This window comes from Bacillota bacterium, assembly GCA_023511455.1.
GTDB lineage: Bacteria > Armatimonadota > HRBIN16 > HRBIN16 > HRBIN16 > HRBIN16.
Map to the genome: position 1 here is coordinate 46,299 of JAIMBJ010000022.1, position 10,051 is coordinate 56,349.

Annotated in this window: 10 protein-coding genes; 5 read left to right on the forward strand and 5 right to left on the reverse strand. The window is 59.0% G+C overall.

What is annotated here, in order from left to right:
* The first annotated feature begins 74 nt into the window (after positions 1-74).
* Together K6U75_11835 and K6U75_11840 are read left to right on the forward strand one after the other, a co-directional pair.
* Positions 75-1,124, forward strand: a complete 1,050-nt coding sequence (locus tag K6U75_11835; protein ID MCL6475728.1) for a phytase — start codon at positions 75-77, stop codon at positions 1,122-1,124.
* Positions 1,125-1,205: 81 nt separating this feature from the next.
* Entirely contained in the window at positions 1,206-1,982 is a 777-nt protein-coding gene (locus K6U75_11840) for a DUF1559 domain-containing protein (protein MCL6475729.1), read from the forward strand.
* 49 nt (positions 1,983-2,031) lie between these two features.
* Here the strand turns inward: K6U75_11840 and K6U75_11845 are convergent, their stop codons facing one another.
* The 4 genes from K6U75_11845 to K6U75_11860 form a co-directional block, all read right to left on the reverse strand.
* Complete coding sequence (locus tag K6U75_11845; GenBank protein ID MCL6475730.1) at positions 2,032-3,132, reverse strand: exo-alpha-sialidase; 1,101 nt, start codon at positions 3,130-3,132, stop codon at positions 2,032-2,034.
* Positions 3,133-3,215: 83 nt separating this feature from the next.
* A complete protein-coding gene (locus K6U75_11850) occupies positions 3,216-4,253 on the reverse strand; it encodes a sugar phosphate isomerase/epimerase (protein MCL6475731.1) in 1,038 nt (345 codons plus the stop codon).
* Positions 4,254-4,338: 85 nt separating this feature from the next.
* Complete coding sequence (locus tag K6U75_11855) at positions 4,339-4,989, reverse strand: DUF1648 domain-containing protein (protein ID MCL6475732.1); 651 nt, start codon at positions 4,987-4,989, stop codon at positions 4,339-4,341.
* Positions 4,990-5,041: 52 nt separating this feature from the next.
* Positions 5,042-6,223 (reverse strand): DUF1343 domain-containing protein, encoded by a 1,182-nt coding sequence (locus K6U75_11860; protein ID MCL6475733.1) that lies wholly within the window; start codon positions 6,221-6,223, stop codon positions 5,042-5,044.
* Between the two features lie 213 nt (positions 6,224-6,436).
* Between K6U75_11860 and K6U75_11865 the strand changes: the two genes are divergently transcribed.
* From K6U75_11865 to K6U75_11875, 3 genes are all read left to right on the forward strand, one after another.
* Entirely contained in the window at positions 6,437-7,222 is a 786-nt protein-coding gene (locus tag K6U75_11865) for a hypothetical protein (protein MCL6475734.1), read from the forward strand.
* A gap of 147 nt (positions 7,223-7,369) precedes the next feature.
* Positions 7,370-7,783 carry a secondary thiamine-phosphate synthase enzyme YjbQ gene (locus K6U75_11870; GenBank protein MCL6475735.1) on the forward strand — a complete coding sequence of 138 codons (414 nt, stop codon included), beginning with the start codon at positions 7,370-7,372 and terminating at the stop codon, positions 7,781-7,783.
* 105 nt (positions 7,784-7,888) lie between these two features.
* Positions 7,889-9,673 carry a long-chain fatty acid--CoA ligase gene (locus K6U75_11875; GenBank protein ID MCL6475736.1) on the forward strand — a complete coding sequence of 595 codons (1,785 nt, stop codon included), beginning with the start codon at positions 7,889-7,891 and terminating at the stop codon, positions 9,671-9,673.
* Here K6U75_11875 and K6U75_11880 read toward each other — a convergent pair.
* A partial coding sequence (locus tag K6U75_11880) for a hypothetical protein (GenBank protein MCL6475737.1) occupies positions 9,630-10,051 on the reverse strand: 422 nt, incomplete at its 5' end. The two genes, K6U75_11875 and K6U75_11880, sit on opposite strands and share 44 nt — an antisense overlap.

A 10,051-nucleotide genomic window follows, 5' to 3' on the forward strand; every position in this document is an offset into this window, starting at 1 on the left:
TGTGACCCCTGTCACGAACGGGGGTATAGCCGCGTTCTGAAAGACAAACAACTTTTGTCGCAGGAGAGAAGAGAGTGTTCAACCGTCTCGTTCTGGCAACCGCAGGTGCGTTACTGCTCGCACCGGCCAGTGTCCTCCACTGGCAACCCGCTTCCCAAACCGCTGCGGTGCAGGGAGATGCCGATGACCCCGCCATCTGGATAAATCCGACAAACCCCGAGAAAAGCCTCATCATCGGCACCGATAAGACAGGCAACGCGCTTTACGTATTTGACCTGAAAGGCAAAATCGTGCAAAAGATAGGAGGCATCCTTCGTCCCAATAACGTGGATGTGGAATATGGCCTCCCCCTGGCGGGGCGCACCACCGACATTGTAGTGGCGACCGAACGAAACGCGCGACGGCTTCGCATCTTTGCCATCGACTCCGCGAGCCTGCGTCTGCGCGACATCACCGACCCCAAAGGTGCTACCGTTTTCGCAGGGCAGGAAGGTGACTCTGCAGCGCCAATGGGAATCGCATTGTACCGGCGTCCAAAAGATGGCGCCATTTATGCTGTCGTCTCCAGGAAGGCTGGTCCCTCCGGCACCTACCTGTGGCAATATCGGCTGGTGCCTACGGCAGAAGGGCGCGTGCGCCTGCAAAAAGTGCGTGAATTTGGACAGTTTAGCGGAAAGGGTGAAATCGAGGCGGTCGCCGTCGACGACCAGCTGGGCTATGTCTATTACGCGGACGAGAACTACGGCATCCTCAAATACCACGCCGACCCCGAACATCCCGAAGCCTCCAAACTGCTTGCGGTCTTTGGCAAGGAAGGCTTCGAAGGCGACCGCGAAGGCATCGCTGTCTATCCTACGAAAGGCGACAAGGGCTACCTGTTGTGCGTTGACCAGAGACCTCAGAGAAGCGTGGTGTATGTATTCCGCCGCGAAGGAACCCCTGCCGATGACCATGACCATCAGCAGGCTATCGCCGTCGTCCACACGGACTCCGACGAGACGGACGGCATTGAAGCCACCTCACATCCGCTCGGCAAACAGTTCCCCAGCGGATTGTTCATCATGATGAACAGTCGGGAACGTAACTTTCATCTCTACCGCTGGCAGCCACTACCGCAAAATTAGGTGATTGCGAGGGTTTTAACATGTACTTAACATCCGTGGTGTAGACTGTAACCAAAACTCAAGCGTGGAAGGAGGCATATCATGCGGAAAGCCAATCGCGCATTCACCCTCATCGAGCTGCTCGTCGTTATCGCGATCATCGCGATATTAGCAGCTATTCTCTTCCCCGTCTTTGCCCAGGCGCGAGAGAAAGGGCGTCAGGCAGTTTGTATCTCCAACATGAAGCAGTTTACCCTCGGCATGCTGATGTACGTGCAGGATTACGACGAGCATTTTCCGTCGCAGGACCCCGACACGACCCGTCCCCAGCTGATGGATGACCTGTGGCTGTTCGTCATCGTGCCGTACATCAAGACTCCGCCAGCCGACTGGGCATCCGCACGGGCCAACATCTACGTCTGTCCGAGCAATCCCAACCTGCAGCTGGTTAGTGACAGCGTGGTACAGCAAGCACTGCAGTTCTGGGGATGGGACCTTGCGCGAGAGTTCCGCCTGACCCGCGCGCCAGATGGCAGATGGAAGTGGCACTGCAGCTACGCGATTAACGACTCCATCATCGGCGAAACGGGCATCGGTTTTACGGCTTTAGCCGCCTGGCAACAGCCTGCTTCGGAATATCTATTCATGGAGAGTACTTTCGACACCGACGTCGACTCCAATGACGTGGATTTCGAGGACAACGAGATATTCATGGAGCACAGCGACGGAATGAACATTGCCTTTGTGGATGGGCATGTGAAGTGGATTCGTGACGCGCGTGTGCCTTTCGACTCGTCGCAGTTCAACGGACAGGGTTCGCCCGTCTACTACAGCTCCAGCAGCAGGGCTTTGTCCCCGTGGCGCCCTGTGTATCCGTAATCCCCTTAGTAAAGAGCCAGCCGCCCGCGTGGCGGGCGGCTGTTCCTCCCTACTGAGCCAGTTCGGGGCTGATGTCCCGTTCCTCGAAGGTACTGTGGTAAATCACCGTGCGCTCCTGTGCACTGAAAACCAGATGGATTTTCCCGTCGTCAGTCTGCACCGCGCTCGGATAGGCGAAGGCGTCATCCCCTTCGAACAGGTGCTTGCGGTAGGGGAAAGTCTTGCCGCCATCGGTGGAAATCGCAGCGGTGAGCGGGGTGCGCAGGCTGGTAGAGTCGTTGAAAATCAACAGCAGGTGCCCGTTGCGCAACCGAATAAGTTCCACCGCCGAGTTCGGGTTTTTAAAACCGGTGTCCCTGCCCTCGCTCCAGGTGCGCCCGCCGTCATGCGACTCCGCCCACACAACGCGCCTGTCAGGCATATCCTCATAGCTGCCTCCCGCCCGGCAGTAGCAAATCAGGTGCTTGTCCGTAATGGCGACCACCGCCGGTTGCAGGTTGCCCAGCCGCGAGCGGATGCGGTTCGTCTCCGTCCATGTGTGGTTTTTCGCGTCGTAGATGAAAAACAACGAACAGGTCTCGGGCGAGACCGATTCAGGGTCAGTACCTACCTCGTAGTAGGCGGGTAACAGAATATCGCCGTTGGGCAGAGCGAGCGGATGATTGCGTACCATCATACCCTGTGTGAAACTGACAATCATCGGGTCTGACCACGTTTTCGCGCCGTCGGTGGAAATCTTCGCCTGAATGATGGAGGTGCTCCACGTCGGTCCATAGCGCACCACGTAGAACAGCCACACTTTGCCGTCGGGCGCCTGCCAGATGACGGGGTTGCCTTCGGGGCGGTTGGGCGCATCGGCAATGGGCACAGGCGTCGTCCATTGTGGACTGCCCTTGGGCAGGCGCGCTCCATAGATGGCGGTATCGTCCGCATACTCATCGGAACCGGCGTAAAAGACCAGATAGAGGTCTCCATTCGCCAGCTGTGCGATGGACGGCGCATGCTTGTAACGACCTCCGGGATGCTCCGGACCGAACACCCGTTGCACCAGCACGTTGGCTTTCATCGTTTTCACCTCCTGAGCGTGCGCTGCCGTCAAGAGCAAGCTAGCGCCCCCTGCGACCGCCAGCGCGTTAAGCAACATCATCATTCTCCTTGTTCTCCTTTTCCGAGCCTTTATGGGCAGGGGAAAAACTCCCGTCCCTCCCCAACGGGGGAGGGACGGAGGTACCACTACTTCTCGGCAAATGCGGCGTCAAAGGCGATGCGGGATGGCTCGAAGTCCATGCGCTTCACGAAGGCACACGCCTCTCTCGCGCCATGCTCGCGGTCCATGCCGCTGTCTTCCCATTCCACCGACAGCGGTCCCTGATAGTTAATCTCGTTCAGCGCGCGGATGATGGCTTCGAAGTCGATGCATCCGCGCCCCAGCGAGCGGAAGTCCCAGTAGCGCTCGGGATGCCCGAAGTTCAGGTGTCCTCCGAACACCCCAGACAGGCGCGGCGTGGACGACCAGTAGACATCCTTCATATGCACGTGGAAGATGCGCTCGCGGAAAGTGCGGATGAACGCCACGTAGTCCACGCCCTGATAGCCCAGATGGCTGGGGTCGTAGTTGAAACCGAATCGCCTGTGTCCGCCAACCGCTGCAATCGCTCTCTGCGCGGTGACGATGTCGAAAGCGATTTCGGTCGGATGCACCTCCAGCCCGAAATACACGTCCTCCTGCTCGAACACATCCAGAATGGGCTTCCACCTCGCGGCAAAATCGGCAAAGCCCTTATCTACCAGGTCGGGAGGGTTGGGCGGGAAGGAGTACAGGAAGGGCCAGATGGAGCTGCCCGTAAAGCCGTTCACCACCACGCGCGTCAGCTGCGCCTTCACCTCGGGCGGGGCGGCGTTGAACAGCTTACGAGCGGCACGCGCGGTGTTCTTCATCTCCTCTGCCGCGCGCTCTTTCACCCCCTCTGGCTTGCCGTCGCCCCACACGTAGGGCGGCAAAATCGCCTTGTGTCGTTCGTCAATGTGGTCACACACCGCCTGACCGACCAGATGGTTGCTGATCGCGAAGCACTTCAGACCGTACTTGCTCAGTATCTCCCAGCGTGACTCCACGTAGCCGTCCTGGGAGAGCGCCTTGTCCACCTCAAAATGGTCACCCCAGCAGGCAAGCTCCACACCGTCATAGCCGAACTCTTTCGCCTTCTTTGCCATCTCCTCCAGCGGAAGGTCTGCCCACTGCCCGGTAAACAGCGTAACCGGTCGCGCCATACCGAATCCCTCCTTCAGCAAGGTTTTCACCTTCTTGATTCGCCTTGTCGCACCACCTTCCTGCACGTAAGAGAAGAGCCTGCGGCTACACCTGCCCCCGGTTCTCCAGCAACTTGTACAGCACCAGTGAATACACCACTGGCACGAACGCCACAATCAGCAGAAGCACGAAGCACACACCAGGCGGCGCGCCCATCCACACCGCCAGCGTGCCCAGTATCCCTGTGAGCAGAAACAGGCGTGCGGACAGGTGATGCGTCCTTTCCCACACCGCCTCGCTGGCAAGCGTCCAGGGGGTGCGGATACCCATCCAGAAGTTGCGTTTCACCCGGTTCAGCAGGATGCCGATGCCGCCGAACAGCAGGAAAACGCCGCCGATGAGCGCACGTGAGACATCCAGCCGGGGATGGAGCGCGGCTTGCAGAGCGACAAAGTGGATGTACGCCATCAGCGCCAGCACCAGGAGTACGATAAGGTTGTAGGTGGGGCGAAACGCTTCCACATGGAACCCGCGCGGCGACAGCCAGGGCAGCGCGAGGAACAGAAGCAACAGCCCCACCGTCAGACCAGGCAGCAGAAAGCTCCCCACCTGTTTGCTGCTCCAGCCATCGGCTTCCCCCTTCCAATTCCAGTGCGTCGGAATTTGGTCAGGCAAGTTCGGATAAAGCCACAGCGAGTACGCCAGCATGGCAAGAACGAGCAACACACTGCAGAGAATCATGACACGCGTTGTCATATCGCGACACCTCCAGAGAAAGAAGACTGTTCTACCACCGGTCTTGTTTCCCCTACCCGTACAGCAGGTACCTGCCCCGCTTTCTGCGGAACGCAGCCGCCAGGCGCTGCATATAAGCCCATGCCTCGTCTGCCCCTGCCCCCTGTACAATCATCTCGTACGCTTTGCCGTCGGTCAACAGGGTCATCAGGGGCTCACACTCCCATTCGCGCGGGTGCAGGCGACGCAAGGCGCAGGCGATTTCCACTCCTAAAAGCACTGGCTGGAAACGCCCCCTGTCCACCACTGTGAACCGCAGCCCATTGCACACCTCCACCGCAAACTTGCTGGCATTCGGCGTGAACTGTATAGGCATACACGCGAAGCCGGGCAGATTGCGTTTCAACAGGTGCTGCGCCAGCGCGTCGGCATTCAGCCACGGCGCCCCAAACAACTCGAATGGCGCATCCGTGCCCCTGCCCACCGAGACGTTAGTGAACTCCAGCAGCCCCACGCCCGGATAAAGCGTGGCTGCCGTGAGGCTGCGCATGTTGGGTGACGGATTCACCCACCGCAAGCCTGTCTGGTCGTACCACATCTCGCGCTTCCAGCCCGAGCAAGGTATCACCTGAAGGTCGCACTTTGGGGCACGTTCCGCCTGAAACAGCCTTGCCAGCTCGCCCACTGTCATGCCGTGCCGCAGCGGAATGGAGTGATACGCCACAAACGAACGCCGGTCGGGGTCGGTCAGACTACCTTCTACTGCCACGCCGTTGATGGGGTTGACCCTGTCCAGCACCACCACACGCACGCCGTGTTGCGCCGCCGCCTCCATCGCCAGCCCCAGCGTGGAGATGTATGTGTAAAACCGGCAGCCGATATCCTGAATATCGAACACCAGCACATCGACCGCGCGCAACATCTCTGCTGTCGGCGCTTTATGCTCGCCGTACAGGCTGTAGATGGGTAAGCCCGTTTCGGGGTGGCGTGCATCTTTCACCGGCTCGTCCACGGCTCCGGCGAAGCCATGTTCCGGGCTGAACAGCGCAGTCAGCTGAACCCCAGCGTCCAGCAACGCGCGCCAGGTTGGTTTGCCTTCGCGCGTCAGCCCCGTGTGGTTGGTAATCACCCCCACCCGCCAGCCGCTCAAGGGTTTGCACCCCTGTTGCAACAGCACATCGATGCCGTTCTGAACCTGGTACACCTTCGTTCCACCTCCATAATTCTGTATTCGCCGGTTGGGCCGGCTTCTCATACTGTCTTTGGAAGTGGGTTCGGCAATACGGGAAATCACAAAGGTTTTGGTCTTTTTGCTACATAGACCAGTGGGGGGCTGCGTTTGTCGGATTTTTGCAAAAAACCCGTTGTCAGGATGCAAAAACGCCCGTTTTGGCACGGATTTTGCCTTACATATTTTGGGAGGAGAAATCCTCAAATCACCCCAAAGGCTTAAAAGGAGGGAACAAACATGCGCAGACTGATGAACCACCTGTTGGCGGGAGCAGCAGCGATGCTAACGCTATCTGCTGTCGCTAACGCTCAGGTGTGGGTGCCAGTAGGCACTGCGACCGGCGGTGTCGCCGTGTACTTCAACGACACAAACGAGGTGCCGGCGAACGTTTCTTACCTGCGTGTCCAGTGGGCGAACTCCATCACCAATGTGAATGGTGCTTCTATCAGCATGTCGGAGCCGTTCAAGACTATCTTTGGCGATCTGGGACAGTATGGGTTTGACGCTATCTTCGTGGCGCCCACCAATGCCAATCCCACGCCGCCTGTACTCTATGCCTACGACTGGAATGGCTCTAGCCCTGTACAGGGTCCGCAGGTTCTCTGGGCGATGAACGTGTACAGCGACTGGACCCATGGGCCCAAGAACCCTGCTGCGATTGTCCTTAACAGCACCCTGCGTGGCAACTCCGCGACAGTGTTAAATTACACCTTGACGCCGTTGGGTGGTGGTTCTTTCCAGGCCGATATCGACGTGGTGCTGCACAGCGACGGTTTCATCCACTGGTACAACCCCGCGTTTCCAGATACGCCGTTCCTGCCGAATGCGTATCCCTTTAACGGCAAGTTCCGGGTTACTGGCACTCTGGTCTACGACAAGAACAGCGACTCGACACCCGGGATGGATTTCTACCAAGGCACGGTGCACCTTTATGCCCAAGCCATCCCCGACGCCTCCACGGTGACGCTGTTCGCGTCGGGCTTACTGCCGATGGCAGCGCTGCTGCGCCGTCGCAAGGCGTAAGACCAGCAGAAGGCAAATCCTTGCCCCTGTCGCCCCGACGACAGGGGCTTCTCGTTGCCACCGCGTTCCACCCGTACTGCAGCCCCGCTTGGCAGACGCCCTGCTGTTATGTTATGATGTGAGGGAAACACCGTGTGGGAGGAAGGGATGAAATCGGCGACCAAATACCTCTGGTTCCACACCGCCAAACGGCGGGAATATATCAACATCACCGACGAGGTGGAGCAGTTCGTGCGCGAAAGCGGCATCCAGGAGGGCTTTGTGCTGGTGAGCGCGATGCACATCACCGCGGGCGTCTACGTCAACGACGCCGAGAGCGGGCTGATTGCCGATATCGACGAGTGGCTGGAGAAACTCGCCCCCTACCGCCCGGACTACCGCCACCACCGCACAGGCGAGGACAACGGCGACGCGCACCTCAAGAGCCTGCTCATCCACCACGAGGTGATTGTTCCCATCACGGGCGGGAGATTAGACCTCGGTCCATGGCAGCAGATATACTATGCCGAATTTGACGGACAGAGGCGCAAACGGGTAATATTGAAGGCGATTGGAGAATAACGCGCTATCTTCCCCGTGGTGGGGCAACTGCCCCACCCGGGCAGGGAGAGCCTGCCTGAGCGGACAGCCGAGGGGCTGTCATAACGACAAGGGGGTAATATACCTATGTTTCGAAATCTCTGCACCGTTTTCGCGCAGGTCGCGCGACGACAACCTGACCACACCGCACTGGTACGCATCCTCAAAGGGCAGACCTACCCGCTCAGCTACGGCGAGTATCTGCAACGGGTCATTCATCTCAGCTCGGGGCTGGAAGCCACTGGCGTTTCCGCGGGTGACCGCGTGCTGTTGCTTTCCGAAAACCGACCCGAATGGGCGATTGCCGACTACGCCCTGCTCTCGCTGGGAGCGATTGTGGTGCCAGTGTACCCTTCCCTGCCAGCCAACCAGATAGAGTATCTGGCGCGAGATAGCGGCGCAAGGGTCATTATCGTCTCGGATGAGAAGCAATATCGCAAGGCAGTCGAGGTAAGCCAGGCGGTACCCCAGCTGGAGACCATCGTGTGTATGGACCCGCCTGCCGAGCTTGCAAGCAACGCCATCAGCTTCGCGAATATCGAGCGTCGCGGTGCAGAGGATACCGATGCCGAACGAAGGTTCCACGAACGCATCGCGCAGATACCGCCCGACCACGTCGCCACCTTCATCTATACCAGCGGCACCACCGGCGAACCTAAAGGCGCCATGCTCACCCACCACAACCTCCAGTCGAACGTGGATGCCTGTCTTCAAATCATCCACGCCGGACCCGATGATGTGTTCCTTTCCTTTCTGCCCCTCAGTCACGTTTTCGAGCGCATGGCTGGACACTTCACAGCGGTCGCCTGCGGCGCGACCGTATACTACTGTGAGACGCTGTTCACCATCGCCCGTGACATGCAGATTGCCCGTCCCACGGTGATGCTGGCGGTACCTCGCCTTTTCGAGAGCATCCGCGACCGCATCATGGAGAACGTGACCAAGCAGCCTCCCCTCCGACGGCGCATCTTCCACTGGGCTTTCCGTAACGCCTCCAAAGCCGCTCAGGCAGTGCGGGGTGAACGACGCTGGACACCCTGGCTGCGCTTCAAGCATCGCTTGGCGGATAAGTTGGTGCTGCACAAAGTTCGCGACCTGACCGGGGGACGATTGCGCTTCTTCGTATCGGGCGGTGCGGCGCTTGGCAGACATACCGCCGAGTTTTTCCACGCCTTCGGCATCCTGGTTCTGGAAGGATACGGCTTGACCGAGACCTCCCCAGTGGTTTCCGTCAACCGACCTGAAGATTACCGCTTTGGCACTGTGGGCAGAGCTATTCCCGGCGTGGAGGTTCGCATTGCGGAGGATGGGGAAATCCTTGTTCGCGGACCCAACGTGATGCAAGGATATTACAACAAGCCTGCGGAGACCGCTGCGGTCATCGACGAAGACGGATGGTTCCATACCGGCGACCTCGGCTCGCTCGACGCCGATGGCTTCCTGCGCATCACCGGACGCAAGAAGGACATCATCGTACTGGCGAACGGCAAGAACGTCGCTCCTGTGCCTATCGAAGAGCAACTGAAAAGCAGCCCATACATCTCCGAGGCGGTGCTTTTCGGTGATGAGCAGGATGTGATTACCGCGCTGATCGTACCGAATTTCGAGCAGACGCGCGAGTGGGCGAAGATGCAGGGGTTGCTGGTGCAAAGCGATGCCGAACTGGTCGCCTTGCCGGAAGTAAAACAGTTGATGAAACAGGAGATCGACCGCCTGACCACCCACCTGGCGGAGTTCGAGAAGGTGCGTCGCTTCACTCTGCTGGATCATCCCTTCAGCATTGAGACTGGAGAACTCACCCCCACGCTGAAGGTGCGCCGGCATTTCATCAAACAGCGTTACGCAAAGGAGCTGGAGGCGATGCGGCGATAACCTGGAGAGCACGGTGCAAAATGCGAACGTCCATCGGTGTTTGCCCCGCAGGTTCTCCGTCGCACTGCACGTCCTGCACAGAAGAGGCTTCCACGTGAACCGATTTGGCACGGGCAAAACGCAGGTATGGACAGCGTTCCGCTTTCCCCAAGCAGACATCCCATAACACACGCCAAATTTTACGCCGCCAGCCCGCGTCCGCAGGAAACCACACGATATCCAGTTCACCATCATCGCAGCGAGCAGAGGGCGCGATTCGTGTGAACCAGCCGTAGCGCGACGTGTTGGACACCACCAGCAAAACTGCCTCCACCTTCTGCTCGCCCGCTTCAGAGACGACGCGGTAGCGTGTGGGCTGGTAGTGCCGCAGCTCGCGCA